At 47.8% G+C, this 16528-nt stretch carries 11 protein-coding genes; 4 read left to right on the top strand and 7 right to left on the bottom strand.

Going from position 1 to position 16528, the window contains the following annotated elements; translation table 11 throughout:
• Nucleotides 1–17: 17 nt before the first annotated feature.
• The 5 genes from tsaD to WB308_RS09260 all read right to left on the bottom strand — a co-directional run bounded on the left by tsaD (nt 18) and on the right by WB308_RS09260 (nt 8455).
• The gene (tsaD, locus tag WB308_RS09280) at nt 18–995 is read right to left on the bottom strand and encodes a tRNA (adenosine(37)-N6)-threonylcarbamoyltransferase complex transferase subunit TsaD (RefSeq protein ID WP_424190973.1); all 978 of its coding nucleotides are present in this window, start codon (nt 993–995) and stop codon (nt 18–20) included.
• Nucleotides 996–1116: 121 nt separating this feature from the next.
• Nucleotides 1117–1647 (bottom strand): RBBP9/YdeN family alpha/beta hydrolase, encoded by a 531-nt coding sequence (locus WB308_RS09275; RefSeq protein WP_424190972.1) that lies wholly within the window; start codon nt 1645–1647, stop codon nt 1117–1119.
• Nucleotides 1641–2717, bottom strand: a complete 1077-nt coding sequence (dxr, locus tag WB308_RS09270; RefSeq protein WP_424190971.1) for a 1-deoxy-D-xylulose-5-phosphate reductoisomerase — start codon at nt 2715–2717, stop codon at nt 1641–1643. The genes WB308_RS09275 and dxr overlap by 7 nt, the downstream gene beginning before the upstream one ends.
• Nucleotides 2714–3472 carry a phosphatidate cytidylyltransferase gene (locus WB308_RS09265; protein ID WP_424190970.1) on the bottom strand — a complete coding sequence of 253 codons (759 nt, stop codon included), beginning with the start codon at nt 3470–3472 and terminating at the stop codon, nt 2714–2716. Before WB308_RS09265 ends, dxr begins: the two co-directional genes overlap by 4 nt.
• Nucleotides 3473–3607: 135 nt before the next feature.
• A complete protein-coding gene (locus WB308_RS09260) occupies nt 3608–8455 on the bottom strand; it encodes an Ig-like domain-containing protein (protein ID WP_424190969.1) in 4848 nt (1615 codons plus the stop codon).
• A gap of 264 nt (nt 8456–8719) precedes the next feature.
• Here WB308_RS09260 and WB308_RS09255 point away from each other — a divergent pair, with 264 nt between their 5' ends.
• Genes WB308_RS09255 through WB308_RS09245 form a run of 3 tightly spaced genes read left to right on the top strand, consistent with a single transcriptional unit; the run spans nt 8720 to nt 13216 of the window.
• Nucleotides 8720–9985, top strand: a complete 1266-nt coding sequence (locus WB308_RS09255; RefSeq protein ID WP_424190968.1) for a TolC family protein — start codon at nt 8720–8722, stop codon at nt 9983–9985.
• Complete coding sequence (locus tag WB308_RS09250) at nt 9972–12050, top strand: ATP-binding cassette domain-containing protein (protein ID WP_424190967.1); 2079 nt, start codon at nt 9972–9974, stop codon at nt 12048–12050. Before WB308_RS09255 ends, WB308_RS09250 begins: the two co-directional genes overlap by 14 nt.
• Complete coding sequence (locus WB308_RS09245; RefSeq protein ID WP_424190966.1) at nt 12047–13216, top strand: HlyD family efflux transporter periplasmic adaptor subunit; 1170 nt, start codon at nt 12047–12049, stop codon at nt 13214–13216. The genes WB308_RS09250 and WB308_RS09245 overlap by 4 nt, the downstream gene beginning before the upstream one ends.
• Before the next feature lie 2 nt (nt 13217–13218).
• On the opposite strand, the gene WB308_RS09240 is transcribed toward WB308_RS09245, so the two are convergent.
• Nucleotides 13219–13521 carry a hypothetical protein gene (locus WB308_RS09240; RefSeq protein WP_424190965.1) on the bottom strand — a complete coding sequence of 101 codons (303 nt, stop codon included), beginning with the start codon at nt 13519–13521 and terminating at the stop codon, nt 13219–13221.
• A 4-nt stretch (nt 13522–13525) separates the two neighbouring features.
• Nucleotides 13526–14851 (bottom strand): NFACT family protein, encoded by a 1326-nt coding sequence (locus WB308_RS09235; RefSeq protein WP_424190964.1) that lies wholly within the window; start codon nt 14849–14851, stop codon nt 13526–13528.
• A gap of 67 nt (nt 14852–14918) precedes the next feature.
• Between WB308_RS09235 and WB308_RS09230 the strand changes: the two genes are divergently transcribed.
• Nucleotides 14919–16490, top strand: coding sequence for a methyl-accepting chemotaxis protein (locus WB308_RS09230; RefSeq protein ID WP_424190963.1), 1572 nt, complete (start codon nt 14919–14921; stop codon nt 16488–16490).
• The last annotated feature ends 38 nt before the right edge of the window (nt 16491–16528 follow it).

The raw sequence follows: 16528 nt of genomic DNA, 5'->3' as shown, positions 1-16528 counted from the left end.
TTTTGGATTAAGCTTTTTCACAGTTTACAACGGGGGTTGATAGGGATACTTTCATACGATTTCGCCTCTCCGAGTTTATACGCTTCGAGTGCGGCACGCCCTATCATAGCGGCATTATCGGAACAAAATTTTAACTCCGACAACAACAATTCTGCTTTATACGGGGCGAGTATTTTCGTAACACTTTCTCGAAGATAGAGATTTGCACTCGCACCGCCGACGATGGCAAAACGTTTTGGCGAAGTAGATTTAAAATACTTTTTAAGCTTTTGGATCACGTGTTCCGTTGCCGTTTTTTGAAAAGCCGCGGCGATATCCGGATACACCGAAACACTATTTGCTTCAACTGCCAGACGTACCTGATTTTTCAATCCCGAATAACTGAAAGCGATTAAGGGGGACTGCCACAGAGGAACCGTAAAAGCGAATCGGCCCGGATCGCCTTCTTGCGCCATATTCTCGATGAGCGGTCCTCCCGGATAGCCTAGCCCCATCATTTTTGCCACTTTATCAAAACTCTCACCATAACTGTCATCCATCGTCGTCGCAACGGTTTTCATGTCACTGTACGATTTGACTTCAATCAGCTGCGTATGTCCCCCGGACACCAACAACACCGTTAACGGCAAAAGGGCTTCTTGTTCTATAAAGAGCGAATAGATATGCCCTTTGAGATGATTGATCGGGATAACGGGAATACCCAAAGAGATACTGAGCGCTTTGGCCATCACGACACCCTCGATCAGGGTTACCCCCAATCCCGGTTCATTGGTCACGGCAATCGCTTTTAACTGAGAAAACCACGGTTCACACTCCCCTAAAATCCGCGGCAATGCTTCGGCATGAAGACGACTGGCAAGCTCGGGGACAACACCACCATAGACGGAGTGTTCTAACTCTTGAGAAATCTTTTTATGATAGATAAGTTTTTTCGTTGCGATTTCGGTGATAGCGATTGAACTGTCATCACAGCTGCTTTCTATGCTCAAGATCATTGCATGATCCTTCGCGTTTTATACGCCATCGGAGCGAAGCCCCGATTGTCTACGCTAACGCTGAGTTCTCCTCGGCAGAGTGCCCACGCACAGCAAGCCGTGCTTCTCATAATTTCAACCTTCATTGCAATACCCACTCTTTGACCCAAGGCCATTCACCGAAGCCTGAAGCGGTGTTTATGTGTCCGCCTTCTTGGATAACCTTCATCTCTACACCAAGCGCATTCTGAAGCTTTAACGCCTCTTCTGATGTCATATACGGGTCATTATCGGACGTAACCAACAATACCTCTTCCGCAAAAAGGGATTTTGGCGCTTCGAGAGGAAAAAAGGTTTTTAAGGTTTCCAGCTCACAATTCAAGCTCGGCGGTGCAACCAAAAGGAGACGTTTAACCGATGCGATCTCTCCTTCGTTACATAAATGAAACCAGAGGATATTGGCAAGCGAATGACAGATAACCACATCGGGACGGAAATCGCTCAAAATCGCTTTTACCTGTTTCATCCACCGATTTTTGCTCGGGAAGTGAGGGTTATCTAAAAGAGGGAAACTGACGGTACCGTAATTTTTAGCTATTTCGCTTGATAGCCATGCCTGCCAATGGGGATCATCACTTCCCCCCCAGCCATGTAACATCAATACTTTCAGCATACGAACCCTCGTACATAGCGGCGTACCTCTTCATCCACAGCAAAAACGGCTTCTATCGATTCCGGCACTCCGCTAAAATGGTCATATGCACGAAGTATCAGCATGGAAATATCGATGAAACGGATATCTCCCGCGATAAAACGCTCGATTGCCGCTTCATTCGCTGCATTGACAATAACCCCTCGTGCAGGGCTGCGGAGTAACTCATCCTTGATTTCCCAAATCGGATAGCGCATCGTTTCAATCGGGCGGAATTCAAGCCCCCCGACACGGGTCAAATCGATTCGATCCACAATGGGGGTATCCACCCTTCCCATCAGCGCATAGGCGATCGGGAGGCGCATATCCGCATGGGCGAAATGGGCTGTCGTTGAACCGTCCTTATAATCGATAAGAGCATGGATCAGTGATTTTGTTTCGATCAGGGCATCGTATTCCCCTTCACCAAAAAGCCATCGCGCTTCTAAGAGTTCAAAAAGTTTGTTGACCATCGATGCGCTGTCAATGGTGATTTTCTGCCCCATTGACCAATTGGGATGTTTGAGAGCATCGGCGAGGGTTGCTGTGGATAATTGTTCCAACGGCCAATCACGGAATGCTCCTCCGCTAGCAGTAATGACCATCCGACTCACAGGACGTGGTGTTTGATTCAGATACCATAGACCGAAATGTTCCGAATCGATCGGGACAATATGCGATGTATCGACGAATGCACCGCCGACTACCAAAGATTCTTTATTGGCAAGGGCTACTTTTTTACCGCACTCCAGCGCTTTAAGGGTAGGACGGAATCCGACAAAACCGACCAAAGCGTTAATAACATGATTGGAATCGGATTCCTCAATAGCTCTCAAAATTTCAGCTTCGCCGGAGCGGACGTCATGATGATCGACAAAGATTCGGTCTTCATCACGCATGACGACAACCCGTTGAGGGTTATGACGTTTAATTTGTCCATTCAGGAGGTCAATATTGCGTCCGGCTACCAAAGTGTCGACGTTTAAATGGAACTGTTCCGCAATTTTTAGAGCATTGACACCGATTGAACCGGTGGAGCCCAGTAGAATCAAACAAGACCCCGCAGAAGAACCAGCATAACAACCGATGCAAACAAATAACCATCAATGCGGTCCAATATACCGCCGTGACCCGGAAGAATCGAACCGCTGTCTTTTACCCCGGCTTGACGCTTAAGGTAGCTCTCAAACAGATCACCAAACACCGCACCGATTGCCGCTGCCATAGAGATGATAATCGCTTGAGGAATATCCACAATGGTGACACCGATAAAAAACCCGGCACCGGTAGCCACTGCAATGCCGCCATACACCCCTTCGCGGGTTTTGCTCGGGCTGGAAACGCTAAACGGCGTTTTTCCGATACTACGCCCCACGACATATGCACCCACATCGGCAGACGCGACTACAACAAGCAGCCATAGCAGAGACTCGATCCCGTATTCTTGGTACATACTGAGCAAAAAGAGCATCCCGGCGGTAGGATAGATAAAAGGGAGAAAATTTTTGGGCGAAATATTTTGGGTATACGCTACCGCCGCCGCAAAAATAAGCCCTGCAATAACAAACAAATCTTCACCGTACGGATAGAGCGCTGCCGCAAGCCACAAAATCGCAGCATAGGCATACAACGAATTATTGTTTATCCCAAACAAACGGGTCGCTTCGTGAAATGCCAAAAGATACACCACTCCCATCACCGCCCACATGAGCCAGAAGTTATTGATAAGTCCGACGATCAAGACGCCGATGATGAGAAAGAGGGCCGTAACAATACGTTCTCGGATTGAATTTTTTGCAGTTTGCATCGTTTGGTTAACCAGTGGTTTTAAAATTACGCGATTATAACATTTTATTTATGGATATGTGATGAGAAGGGGGAGTATCTCCCCAAAAAGGAGAAAGGGAAGAGCCTACCCTTTATCTGGAATTTGCAAAAATGATTAAAGAACTGCTGTTCCAATATATTGAAATGAAGTATTATCATTACCCGCTAAATCTTGGATAGCATTGACCACATCGGTTGTATTATCGTTATAAACAACCCGTACGCTTTCGCCTGCATCCATAAAACCGTCTTTGATAAATAAGGTCACCGTACTACCGCTTATGCCGACAGAGAGATAATTATCTACAGTGACTCCAACACCGGCGATTTCGACATAAAATGCATCGACATCCGGCTTATTAACGCTATCCAATAACGAGTCGAAGGTAAATACAATTGTATCTAAACTTGCATCCGATACAGCACTCACAAACTCCGGTGCCAACATATCGACTTTTTGAATCGAAGAGGTCATCGATAATGGACTGTCCGTATTTCCTGCATTATCACTGTACGAATTGGCTAAAACACCGATCGTCATATCCCCTTCCCATCCGGCTTCCGGCGTCACGCCCAAGGTATAGACAGTGTCGGAAACTTTGGTGAAGGTTCCATACGCTCCGTGGTCCAAAGCGATATCGGAGAAATCAAAATCCAAAACCGCTTCATCGAAGGTAAAGGTATAAAGGATCTCTCCCCCATCGGCATCTGTCGTTCCATCGGCATTGCTTCCGTCCATGTTCGCGGTGACATTCGGCTCATTGTCGGTAATGGTCAAAACAGGAGCTTTCGTATCGATCGTAATCGCTTCGGCATTGCTCCCGATCGTACTTATATTCCCCGCCGCATCGGTTTGGCGGACCTGAATCGCATTGATCGCATACACGGTATTATTGGCAAGGGTGAACGTCGTACCGCTTCCCGCCGTCCAAGTACTTCCGCCATTTAGACTGTATTCCCACGTTGCTAACGGTTCCAAACCGCCTACATTCACCGTGGATACATTGGTAATGTTATCGTTTCCATCAATGCCGCTGTCCGTTGCAAGTGCGAGCGTCGGTGCCGCTGGAGCACTCATGTCGACCGTTTGCGTCACCGTAACCAAGGTGCCCGTGTTTCCTGCCCCATCCACTTGATTTACAGCCGGAACGCTCACACTCACATCTCCCACCAATCCGGTTGTCGGTGTTACCACCAAGGTGTAAGATGAGCCGCTTCCGCTAAATGCCCCTTTTGTTCCGTTTGTGACCACAATATCATCGGCGCTGAATCCCGCTACATTTTCGCTGAACGTAAAGGTATAGATGATACTTCCCCCCGCGATGTTTGCCGTTGTGGCCGATTCATCATCGGTAATAGCGAGGGTTGGGGCTTTCATATCGACCGCTTGTACGGATTGCAGTGCAGCCGTGTTGGCGTTGCCCGATACATCAACTGCTTTAGCGGCAGAAACATCAACCGTTACATTCCCCTCAAATCCTGCCGTCGGGGTCACTACTAAAGTATAAACCGAATCGCCATCAACACCGCTGGCAAACGATCCTGCTTTTGTCCCTCCGCTTACCACAATATCGGCTACACTAAATCCGCTAACCGCTTCACTGAACGTAAAGGTATAGGTTATCGTCCCTCCGGCGATGTTTGCTGTTGCAGCTGATTCATCGTCGCTAATCGTAATGGCCGGCGCGAGGGTATCGATATCATACGTAATCGTAGCCGAGGAACCGGCATTACTCTCAAGATCGGTATACGCGCCGGAGAGGGAGATAACATTCCCGGTACTCTCCAGATTGGTATTCGGAGTAAAGGTCGCCGTCCAGATAATGTTATCTGATGAAGTCAACGGGCTGAGCGTCCCCCCCTCCACCGTCATATCACTGTTATTGAAACCGCTTACCGCTTCAGAAAAAGTAATGGTGACTGTCGCCGTTTCCCCTACCTTCAACGCCGTATCGGACATCGTGATAACGGCTGTAGGTGCCCCCGGCGTCGATACGATCTGTGTGAAACCTACCGCATTATTCCCCGCTATATCTTTCAGTGCGGGAAACGTATCTGTGCTCGATAGATCTGTATACGAGACTTTAATACTGTCGGTAGCACTAAACGTGAGGCCATTTAAGATAATATCGGTTCCGCTAATCGATGCCCCTCCGATAGGTTGAACGACCTCACCCACCATCACCGTTTGCACAACACCGTTGATCGTGATAATAAAGTTTTCTCTGGCTATCGAGGTACTATCAAGAAGCTCCGACATCGTAATGGTGATAACGCCGTTCGCAGAATCCGTTGCGTCCATCGAGACGAAGAGCGGACCGGATTTATCGACGGTAATCGTATTAGAATTAGAGGCTTCAAGGCTGATGTTTCCGGCGTCATCGATCTGATGCACGACAATATCACCCTGTCCATAGGTTGTATTGCTGCTGAGATTAAAGGTCGTTCCGTTTCCGGATATCCATGTCGTACCGCCGTCTACACTGTATTCCCAGCTTGCTGCAGCCGCATCCGCCGTTACGGTCACGCTTCCGACATTCGTAATACCGTCGCTTCCGTCAACGCCGCTATCTGTCGTAAGTGCGAAAGAGGGTTTTGCCAGGGCTTTCATATCTACCGTTTGAACCGATTGTTCCGCTGCCGTATTGGGATTGTTAAACAAGTCGGTGACTGTTGCCCCCGCCACATCAACCTTTATGTCCCCTTCAAATCCTACATTCGGCGTTACAACGAGGGTATACACCGAATCACCGTCAACCCCGCTGGCAAACGATGTCGCTTTTTGACCCCCTGTCACCTTCACATCCCCCACCGTAAAACCGTACACCGGTTCGGTAAAGGTAAAGGTATACGTTATCGTCCCCCCTGCAATGTTGCCTATTCCAAACTCGTCATCGCTAATCGAAACTCCCGGAGAGTGGGTGTCAACCATATATACGTAGTCTGTTGTGCCCGTATTGGCAAGTTCGTTTAAGTCGTGATAGCTGACGACTGTAAATACACTCGCGAGGTCTTCAATATCCGCTGTTGGGGTAAACGTCGCTGTCCAGATAGCCGCATTGTCCGCATTGGGTGCCAGTGCACTGAGCGTTCCGTTTTCAAAACTCACCAACAGATCGGAAATCTCTTCGGAAAACGTCATCGTGACAAGGGTACTCTCTCCGATTTTTAATGCTGAATTGTTAAAATGGATGTCCAAAACTGTCGGTGGGGTAACATCAGGTTTTAAATAGGTAAACGACGTGGCATCATTTCCGGCTAAATCTTGTATCGCTGCACTGAGATCCGACGTAGCATCTTGATACGTTACCCGAACGCTCTCGGTACTGGTAAACGTTTCCGCCATAATCAATGTTACGGTATTACCCAGCATTGCGACTGCGGTAACAGCCACCGGTATGGTATTGAGTTCAACAATAAAATTATCGGGATTGGTCATATTGACCGCTTCAAGAGGAGAATCAAGGGTAAATGTTATGGATTTATTGGTGTAATCATAACTCCAATCATTGGTGCCGTCAAACAGGGTATCGTTTAAAACCGGAGCCAACATGTCGATGGCTTGGGATGAAGAGGTCATGGAGAGCGGATTTGCCGTATTTCCGGCGATGTCACTGTATGAGGTGTTGGCAACATTAACCGTCAAAATACCTTCAACGCCGGCATCCGGCGTTACCCCTAAGGTGTATTCCGATTCTGAAATTTTTGTAAATGTTTTCGCGGTACCGTTGGTGATCGAAATATCCCCGATATCAAATCCGGCAACCGCTTCATTAAATGAAAAAGTATAGAGGATATCCGCACCGTCGGTATCCGGAGTACCGTCGGCATTGCTTCCGTCCATATTTGCGGTAATGGCATCTTCATTATCCGTGATGGTAAGAATCGGAGCTTGGGTGTCGATGCTGTAGGTCGAGCTTACAGCTGCCGTCCCCGGATTTCCGGCATTATCCGTATAAGTATTGGCAAGGGTAATGACATTGCCGGTACTTTCCGTATTGGGCGGCGTGAGGGTCGCAGTCCAGGTGACATTATCGGTAGTGGTTAAGTTACTGAGAGTACCGCTTGTTGCACTCAAATCCGCGAGGGTAAACCCTATTACCGCTTCTGAAAACTCAATGGTGACGGTTGTCGTTTCGGTTCCGGTCAGGGTTGGATCCAATATCGTGATGGTCGCCGTAGGAGAAGTGGTATCGGCAACGGTAGTGTCCACAGTATAATTGCTGCTTACCAGTCCCGTACCAGGATTCAGTGCGATATCGGTATACGTGTTCGCAACGGTGATAACATTTGTCGTATCGTTCGTAGCAGCTGTCGGTGTAAAAGTAGCTGTCCAGGTGATATTATCCGAGCTGGTCAATGGGCTCAACGTTCCGTTTTCTACTGTCACATCCGCGTTGCTAAAGCTGGTCACCGCTTCACTAAAAACAATCGTCACCGTCGCCGTTTCGCCGCTGTTGAGAAGGGTATCGGACATTGATATGCTTTGTACCGTCGGCGCTATTGTATCGCTCGAAGAGGGAGGAGGTGTGGTGCTGTCCCCTCCCCCTCCGCCACCTGCAGCAGCGGCAACTCCCCCCGCAACAGCCAGTATCCCTATCCCCCACATCGCACTGGTAGAGAGGAGAGGAGCAGACGCCGCCGCGACAGGAGCACTCGCAGCCCCAAGTTCCATTGAACCTGCCTCGGCCGCACCGTAGTTGACATAGGCACCGCTCGCATCCATCCCTGAAATCGGAACGGTTCCATCAAATAAAGAGTAATCTTTCACAATGACTGACGGATCGGATGCGCCTTCTGCAAAAATATGGAGATCTTTATCCACCATTTTTGTGATCACTTTTTTCGGTGGCTGCCCGGTTACAGCATCGACTAGAACAATCCGATCCCCGCTCAAAACCATTATGCGAGTGAGTTGTGTGGTCCCATTTACCGTTTTTCCAACTACAGCTGTTTTTAACATTGAAAAATACCTTTAATTTAGAATAAAAATTCCTTAGTGCTCGATTATCACCATATTCAACTTAATATTTAATTATTACAAAAAAAAACTGCTTTAATTTACATATAAAATTTTAAACATCAAAAAACAGTGTTGCTATTTATGTTATGCTAAAAAGGTAGCTAATCATTTGGCTTTAATATTTACACTCAAATAATGTGTTAAATTGGCATTTTTTAATCTTCATACTTGTAAAATCATTTTTTTGTACACTAAAGAACTTAATTGGAAGTTGATTTTTTGAAACTGTTTATTACTTGTTTATTTTTTTTCGCCTCAATTTTTGCTGCTGGGCCGGAGGATACCAATCTCTCTTCACTTGATACACTGATAGGGGCCGTTCTCAAAAACCATCCGAAATTGGGAGCATCACGGATGCAAATCCAAGCGTCCAAAAGCGGTGTCGATGCGGCGGAGTGGGGATACTATCCTACCCCCTCACTCGATCTGGGAGGGGGGAAGAACAGCAGTACCCTCGCACGGCTGGAGCAACCGCTCTGGGCAGGAGGGAGAATCGATGCAACCTATGATATCAGTGTCTCTAAACAGCGTGAATCGGAAGTTGCCCTCGATGAAAATGCCTATGTGCTCATCGAATCCCTCTTGAAAACCATCCAAAATCTTACCCAGGCACGCGGACGTATCAGAGCTCTTTCCGATGGGCAAGAACAGCTGAGCGAATTTAACAGTATGCTGGATCGTCGTATCGAAGCGGGGGTCTCATCAACCGCCGATCGGGAACTCATCAAATCGCGTCTCGCACAAATAAACACCGATCTCACCATCGCAAAAACCGCCGAAAAGACGGCTTGTTCACAGCTTCGCCTCATCACATCACAACCAAATATTTCATGCGCATTCGATGCCCCGTCCACCCCCGACGAGCTCTCCGATAAAACCGTCGAACCGATGATCCAAAAAATGCTCACATCACACCCGGCTCTCTTAAAATCGGTTCTCCAAATCCAAACCGCCGAGCATGAGAAAATTAAAGAGCAATCGGTTTTATGGCCAACGGTTGCCCTGAGAGCCGAATACCAAAAAGGGTCCGTGTATAACGATTTTGGAACCGAAGAATCGACGGTCTATCTCTCCGTCCAGATGAATCCCGGAGCGGGGCTCTCTTCTCTCTCCTCTATCGAAGCGTCTGAAGCAAAAATACAGCAGCTTCGCTTTACCAAACTAAGCCTGGAACAAGAGCTCACAGAGAGCTTGTTACGCGATTATGACGATCACCGCTCCGCACTCGATCGTGTGCAGGGGACCAACCTCTCCATCGATGCATCCCAGAAGGTAATGGAGTCGTATTCACGTCTCTTTCTCGCGGGAAAACGGCAATGGCTCGATCTGGTCAACTCCTCCAAAGAGGTAACTCAGAATAAAATCATCCTGGCAGATTTACTCGCCACGGCTTACGTTTCGTCGTATCGTCTCAAACTCAAAACAGGTGAGCTCATCGCACCGCTAGGAAATGCCCATGAGCACCAATAAAAACCAATGGCTCTTGGAAGAGAGTCTGCTGCTGAAAATTTCGGCTCGTCAACTCCCTCCGCACACAAAAGCGGCTTTACAGGAACGCTCCGTTACCAAATCGTTTTGTGATGATGTTCTGAACGCCTTTGGACTCGAAATCTCCCCCTGGCAAAAGAACCCCTCCGCTTTGATGCTTCCGATGCTCTCCCTCTCCAGTGATGGAGAGGTTGGTATCCTTTTTGCCCATGAATCGGATGGAAAGTGGACAACAGAGAGCGGCGGACTTGTAGAATCCCGCGAAAAATTCCCTGACGGAACCCTCTTTAGAGCATTGCGTCCCGCGAAACAGACAGGAAAATTTGCTACGGCGAAAGAGATGTTCAAAACGGTAGCGCTGGAACAAAAAAGTTCTCTTATTTATGCTGCTATTGCCTCCTTTACGATCAACCTTCTCGCGTTGGGAACATCGTTTTACAGTATGCAGGTGTATGACCGCGTTATCCCTACACAGGGAACTTCTACGCTAATCGCGCTCAGTGTCGGGGTGTTCGTCGCTATCTTTTTAGAGATGCTGGTGAAGGTATCGCGTTCACTGATTTTGGACCACGCGAGCAAAAACATGGATATCGCCTATTCCCATACGATATTCCAACGATTACTCAAAATACGCCTAGACAGTATGCCCCGCAGTATCGGAACCCTCTCCGGACAGCTCCAAAGTTACGGGGCGGTACGGACGTTTATCTCTTCAGCGGCGATGTACCTCCTCATCGATTTTCCGTTTTCACTCCTGTTTTTAGCGGTCATTGTTTTGGTAGGCGGCCTCAAAATGGGGATGATCGTCATTGCTTTTATGCTCGTCTCGATACTGGTCGGAAGTATGTTTCGTCATAAAATCGATCAACTCTCCGTCTCTTCTTCGATGGCATCGCATAAAAAGCTGGGGCTTCTCGTTGAAACGGTCGAGGGATCGGAAAGCATCAAAGCATCCGGTTCGGGATGGAGTGCCCTCAACCGATGGAACGCCCTAACCAAAGAGGCGATCGATGATGACATCGCCATCCGCCATTACAGTGAACTCTCCGGCTATCTTTCGGCATTTTTTCAACAGCTCAGTTATGTTGCCCTCGTAGCACAGGGAGCGTACATTGTCAGTACCAGTGACAACCTCACGATGGGGGGGCTGATTGCCGTTACCATCCTCTCCGGACGGGTTCTTTCCCCGATTGCTATGATCCCAAATCTTTTCGTCCAGTGGGGAAGAGCCAAAATCGCAGCCAAAGATTTAGAGAATATTTTTGCTCTGCGAAGCGACAACCATAATATTGAGCGCCCTCTCTCTCCAAGCAGCCTAAATGCAGCCTATGCTGTCAAAAATATAACATTTGAATATCAAGAAAACACCCCGACCGTATCCCTAAACTCTCTACTTATCCATGCAGGGGACAAGGTGGGAATTTTAGGGGTAATCGGTTCGGGGAAATCGACACTGCTTAAACTCTTAGCGGGGCTCTATGCCCCTAAAGAGGGGAAAATCTTTCTCGATGGATTAGATCTACAACACCTCTCCCGCGAGTGGATCTCCAAAACGATCGGTTATCTTCCCCAATCGACAAAACTCTTTTCAGGAACACTTCGAGATAATCTCACCCTGGGGATCGTAGGGATCAGCGACGAACAAATCACCGACGCGTGTAAAAAAACGGGGCTGATACAGCTGGTCAGTGCCTTGCCGCATGGACTTGACAGTGCTATCCCTGAGAGTGGAGAGAGTGTATCCGGGGGACAAAAACAACTCATTGCCCTCACCCGCCTCGTCCTCTCTCAACCGAGTGTTTGGCTCCTGGACGAACCGACGGCCAGCATGGATGAGGGGAGCGAAAAACGGCTTATTGAACTTTTGGTGACCCTTATCCGTCCAACCGATACCCTCATTCTCGTCACCCACAAGCCCGCCCTCCTTCGACTCGTGAACCGCCTTATCGTAATGACTCCCCAGGGGATTGCCATCGATGGTCCGCGTGACGCAGTTCTGCAAAAACTCTCAACGCCACAACCATCATCACAAGGAGCCGCATCGTGACCACAAACAATTTACCGCTACTTTCCAGGCTTCATCCACTGAGTGTAATCTTCGGAACTTTGCTGCTGGTGATTGTCCCCTTTTTACTTTGGGCCTCCAACACCTCTCTGGATCAAATTTCACATGCCCCCGGACAAGTGATTGCCGCCGCTAAAACACAGCAGATTCAGGCAGCAAACGATGGAGTCATCGAAGAGGTTTACGTCAAAGAGGGTCAGAGTGTCAAAAAAGGGGAAACCCTCGCAACATTGGAGAAATCCCAAGCGCAAGCGGCTCATGATGACAGCATCGCAAAAGTTGCCGCTCTTCAAGCGGCACTGGTGCGTCTCAAAGCCGAAGTTTTCGGACATCCGCTCGTGTTCCCTCCTCTCGTTCATCGTTATCCCGATTTTGTGGCAAACCAAACGGCACTCTTTCATCGCCGGCAGCAGGCATTGAATGATGAAACCTCTGCTTTGAGCGAATCGCTTAAACTTGCCCAAGACGAACTCAATCTCAATCTCCCGCTCCTGGAAACAGGGGATATCGGAGCGACTGAAATCATCCGTCTCAAACGACAAATCGCCGATCTCAAAGGACAAATCTCTAATAAGAAGAATAAGTATTTTCAAGATTCCCAAGCAGAGATGACCAAAGCCGAAGAGGAACTCTCTACAAAAGAGCAAGAATTGGCGGATCGGGAGGTAACGCTGGAGCGAACAACCGTTTCCGCTCCTATGGATGCGGTGGTCAAAAACATCCTCCTCACAACACAAGGGGCACGCGTTCGCCCCGGAGACGTCATTATGGAACTTGTCCCCTCCAATGACACCCTAATTGTGGAAGCAAAACTTGCCCCTTCCGATCTATCATTTGTAAAAAACGGGCAATTGGCCGCCGTCAAGCTCGATGCGTATGACTACTCTATTTATGGGATTTTTCATGGTGCTGTGGCGTACATCAGCCCCGATACCCTAGTCGAAAAAACACCGCAGGGAGACAAATTTTATTTTCGTGTTTTGATTGCTCTCAAACCTGATGAGATGATTACAAAAGCGGGGAAAAAAATTGTTATGACCCCCGGAATGACGACGCAGGTCGACATTACCACAGGCTCGCGCAGTGTCCTCGACTACCTGATCAAACCGATTGCGAAAACATTTTCGGAATCATTGCATGAACGGTAATATCAGACCTTAACATCCAAAAGGTGAAACGGCTTTAAGGGTTTTTTCTCCGCCTCTTCCCCCTCTTTTTCAGGGCGCCGTTCTTCTTGCTCGGCCTGTTCTTTTGTATGTTCGCGATCCGGATCGATGGCATGGTTTTCTTCTGTCGGGCGAACCTCTTCGATCTCTTTTTTTGCCTCTTGCGCTGCCGTTGCCGCGGCTAATGTTTGGAGTTCAAACCGGTTTAGAATCGCATTTTTCTCACTCGCAACACTCGCCATTTGCTGATTGACATAAATCGTATTGCCGATGGGACCTAGCGCCATAGCTTTATCCTTTTTGGATATTGATCGTCTTAAAGTTGGTATAGAGGACATTTGCCCCCTCTTGCACCTTGACTTCTCTTCGTGGAGTATAATCGACCAAATAACGCCCTTTTTCAAATACTGAAAAATCGACGCATAATTTTGCCGCCCCTTCGAGCAGTCTTTCCGGAAGCTGCTGTTTATCGGTACTGATCACGACGTGTGCCGAAGGGCGGTCTTTCAGATGCATCCATATATCGCGCGCTTTGGCATTGCGCAAAAGCTCAATGTTCCCCTTTTCACTTTTTCCCAGAGATACTTTTACCCCCTCAATCCAAAATTCGGCAATCGAATCGGAGGTTTTGAGTTTTGACCCCCCGGTTTTAGTCGGAAATAACAAAGCGATCTCCTCGGGCGTCGAAGCCTCTTCTACCGTTTGGATAAAGAGTTCGTTGTGGCGGATTTTGGCTTCGAGATTGGTCCGTTCTTGATGGAGCCCGGTCGCCTTTTGTTTCGCTTTTTTGGAACGTTTAAAAAAACTCTCGGCGCATCCCGCCGGGGTAGTACATCCGGAAGGCAATTCCAACCGAATCGGTGTTCCGTCAAAATCATTCAACGCAACGGCTTTCTCATACGGTTTTATCACATCCAGATTTGCCAGGATCAAATGCCCCGCATGCTGAGATTTTTGGGATTCTTCAAGCAGGGCTGATTCATCTTCGAGTCCGTTTAAATGTTTTTGCAACTGCGCTAAGCGCTTATGCAAAAGGGCTTTTTTCTCGCTCTTAAGCCGTTCAAGCCTATCGCTGCTGCGACGGCGGAACTCTTCGAGTAGAAACTCCCGTACATCGTTTAGAGGATAATGTTGCGGTTCATAAGGAGGTTTTGGGAGTTCACTCAATTTTTGCCCTACCCGCACACTCCGGGTCGAAATCTCCTCATCGATATGGCGCAACGCCTCTAAAACGACCTCCTCCTGGTCTAAAAGAATGGCATTGGTATGTTTACCCGTAAATTCGAGCTGTAAAATCGTCGTTTCCGATTTATACGAGCCGCTCGTATTCACAGTAATGCGGATGATTTTATCGTGATTGTGCAGTTCGACCGATTGGATAGTGGAGCGGTTCAGCCGTTTGGTCAACAAAATATCAAACGGGGCCTGATAAACTTTACCGCGGTTGGCAGCCTCTCCGATACTGATCGTCGAGTTCCCCCGCTGCATCTCAAAATTCCAACTGTTCTCACGATCAAAAATAAGCCGTATTCCGGTGTCATCATACCGATATGCCGCAACGATATGGGTGAAACGGCTCATGTACGCCGAAATTTGTTCTAGATAAGAAAATCTCATATTTTACCTTCGCTTTAGATAAAGAGAACTACAATGGCGCAATCTTACCAAATAACGGATATCAAACATGGGTCTTTTTAGCACGATCAAAGCCAAGTTTCTCGTCAATCTTCTGGCGGCAGTAGGCGCCATCCTCATTAGTGTCATTGTAGCATACTTCATCGCTACCGGCTCGATTAAGACGATTATGATCAGCGATCTCAACACGGTCGCCGATGCGTTGGAAAAAAATGTTAACTATATTTCCAATATAGAGCCTAAAGCCTTCGAAGAAGAGGGGTTTAAAAACGAGATCAAAGAGATCAAAGTCGGCAAAAGCGGTTACGTCTATTTCATCAATGCCGAAGGGGTGATGACAATCCATCCCAAAGATGAAGGGAAAAACAAAGCGGGACACGACTACATTGACCATATTCGAGCCGATAAAGCAGGGGGAATTTATGAATATACCTCTGCTACAACAGGGCAGGACAAAATCGCCGCCTATCGCTATATTCCCGCATGGGATATGTGGGTTATTCCCGGAATCAACAAAGCCGATTATTTCGATGAACTTCAGTCGAGTTTTTTTAAATGGTTCTTGATTCTCGGAACCGTACTCACCGCTATGCTGATCGCTATCAATTATATTTCAGGAACCAGCATCCTCCGTCCGATTGAAGAACTTGACAATGTCTCTTCTGATTTGGCGCATGGAAACGGCGACCTTACCAAGCGGCTCCCTATCATGAATAAAAAAGATGAAATCGGGATTGCCAGCAACTACCTCAATCAATTTATCGATAAAATCCAAAGCACAATCAACGACACCAAACAAATCACCGCTTCAGCTGTCGGCTCTACCGCTACGCTCAACAGTGCCGCTAGCAATCTCTCGGCACAATCTGAAAAAAGCAATACGATTGCCCAAAATACCAATTCTACTGCCGCAGAAATCGGTTCATCGTTGGAACAAAGCGTCAATATGGCTAAAAGCACCCTTGAAAATAGCCGTTCAACGGAAAAAGAGTTGAATCATGTTCGTGAAATTGCCAATGTCATCACCCGCGAAATTCACAGTACCGCACAAATGAGCAATGAGCTTGGGGAACGTTTCGCTCAGCTTTCCAGTGATGCAGCCAGTGTCAGCGGCGTTCTTGGTATTATCTCCGATATTGCCGATCAGACCAATCTTCTGGCTCTTAACGCCGCTATCGAAGCGGCACGGGCAGGAGAGCACGGGCGCGGATTTGCCGTCGTTGCGGATGAGGTACGCAAACTCGCTGAACGAACCCAAAAAAGCCTCACGGAAATCAATTCAACCATCTCCATTGTCATCCAATCGATCTCTGATTCTTCCGATATGATGAGTACAAACAGTGAAAACATTGAACGTCTCGCAGAGCGAAGCGAAGAGATCGATGTCAAAATCGATGCCGCTTCAAATGCTCTGCGTTCCAACGTCGATGCGAGCCAACAAAGTGTCCAAGAGGCTGAAAATATGGCACGCAAAATCAATGAGATCATCAGTAAAGTTTCCGAAATGTCCAACCTCTCCCAAAGCAATCAAGAAGAGATCACACAAATCTCCAAAATCGCAGCGGAACTCTACAACGAAGCAACCAGTCTCAATGCACAGCTGGGGCAGTTTAAGTCCTAAAAAAGCTTTTGACCCTTTTTCGCTATAATTCGCAAAAA

Source organism: Sulfuricurvum sp., assembly GCF_049587615.1.
Taxonomy (GTDB): Bacteria; Campylobacterota; Campylobacteria; order Campylobacterales; family Sulfurimonadaceae; genus Sulfuricurvum.
This window is presented reverse-complemented; position numbering and strand designations above follow the sequence as displayed.